Origin of the sequence: Actinosynnema sp. NPDC023658 (assembly GCF_040639995.1) — a bacterium.
Classification (GTDB): domain Bacteria; phylum Actinomycetota; class Actinomycetes; order Mycobacteriales; family Pseudonocardiaceae; genus Actinosynnema.
In genome coordinates, this window is record NZ_JBFAAX010001212.1 from 1 (window position 1) to 1,528 (window position 1,528).

Annotated in this window: 2 protein-coding genes; one reads left to right on the plus strand and one right to left on the minus strand. The window is 75.1% G+C overall.

Translation table 11 applies throughout. The features are described 5' to 3' along the window. On the plus strand, positions 1-606 hold a 606-nt coding region (locus AB0G02_RS39625), incomplete at its 5' end, for a hypothetical protein (protein WP_360805503.1). Between the two features lie 71 nt (positions 607-677). Here AB0G02_RS39625 and AB0G02_RS39630 read toward each other — a convergent pair. Further along, the coding region (locus tag AB0G02_RS39630; RefSeq protein WP_360805506.1) for a BTAD domain-containing putative transcriptional regulator at positions 678-1,528 on the minus strand (851 nt) is incomplete at its 5' end.

Here is a 1,528-nt window from a genome sequence, read left to right on the forward strand (position 1 = left end):
GTCGTCCCCGCGGCGGCGGCGCCGGCGGCAGCTCCGGTGACGGCTCCCGCAGCGGCGTCCGCAGGGCCCCCCGTGGCGGCGTCCGGGGCGAACGCCCCGGCCGGCCGGGTGCACGCGCGGCCGGTGCCCCGGGTTCCGCTCCTGATCGACGGGGTGCGGCTGGCGCCGGAGCAGATCAGCCGGTTCGACGGCAAGCCGCTCTACCTCTTCGCGGACCAGCGGACGCCGGACCTGCTGGTCGGCTACACGGACGAGAGCAGGGCGAAGTCGGAGGTCGCGCGCCGCGAGGCGGCCGTGACGCCGTTGTCGGCCGGGCAGTCCGTCGTCGTCTACTCCGGCGACGAGGGGCACGACGACTCGCAGGCCATCCAGTCCGGCTGGAGCGTGAACAACCTGGTCGCCGTCGCGCGGGGCTGCGGGGTGTTCGGCTGCGCCGGCAACTGGAACGACGTGATCTCCTCGGCCCTGATGAACGGCAACGCCAACTTCTACGCCGACCCGAACTTCGGCGGCGGGTGGCTGAACGCCTGGGGCGGCAACTGGCGGTTCAACATGTCGACCTACGGGTTCGACAACATCGTCAGCTCGGTCAACGTCTGGTGGTGAGCCCCCGCGGACACGTGAGTCCGTGAGTCCGTGAGCGGTGGGGTGTCCGGGGAAGCCCGGCGCCCCACCGGTCACCGCTCGACGAAGCCGGGCACCTCGCGCACCGGCACGCCGATCTCCAGCATCGCCGCGGAGTAGCGCCGGAACGCCCGCGACGCCTCGCCGTGCCGACCCGCCTCCGCGAGGCTCGCGACCAGGTCCCGGTGCGCCTGCTCGTCGTAGGGGTCGACCGACAGGATGCGCAGCAGGTGGCGCACGACCTCGTCCACCTCGCCCGCGCGCCGGCCCAGCTCGACCAGCATCCGCAGCACGCGCAGGTGCGTGGCGCGGGCCTCCTCGCGCAGCGGCCGGGCCCAGTCCGGGTACGGGTCGTCGGCGAAGACCTCGCCGCTGCACGCGTGGTCCGCGGCGGTCAGCACCGCCCACGCGTCGGCCGCCTCACCCCGTTCCCGCAGCCGCGCCCCGTACCGGGCCTGGGCGAACAGGTCCTCGACGTCCACGGTGAGCCGGCCGAGGTCGACCGCGATGTCCTTCTGGCTGGCCACGACGAAGTGGTCCGGCGGCGCCCGCCGGTCCGGGTCGAGCACGGCGCGCAGCGTGGACAGCGCCACCGCCAACCGGTGCGCCACCTTCTGCCGCTCGTCACGGGCGACCGGCCCCCACAGCAGGTCTGCCAGCTCGTCGCGGGACACCGGGTTGCCGCGTCGGGCGATCAGCACGCGCAGCAGGTCGCGCGCCTTCCTGGACTGCCACGCGCGCGGGGGCAGCGGCTGGTCGTCCACGAGCACGGTGAAGCCGCCGAGCACGCGGACCTCCACCCGGCCGGGCGAGCCGGGGCGCACCGCCGTCGCGGCCGGCACCCCGGCGGCGGCCAGTCGGGATTCCGCCAACCGGCCGTTGAGCCGCAGGTCGCCGTCGTCAC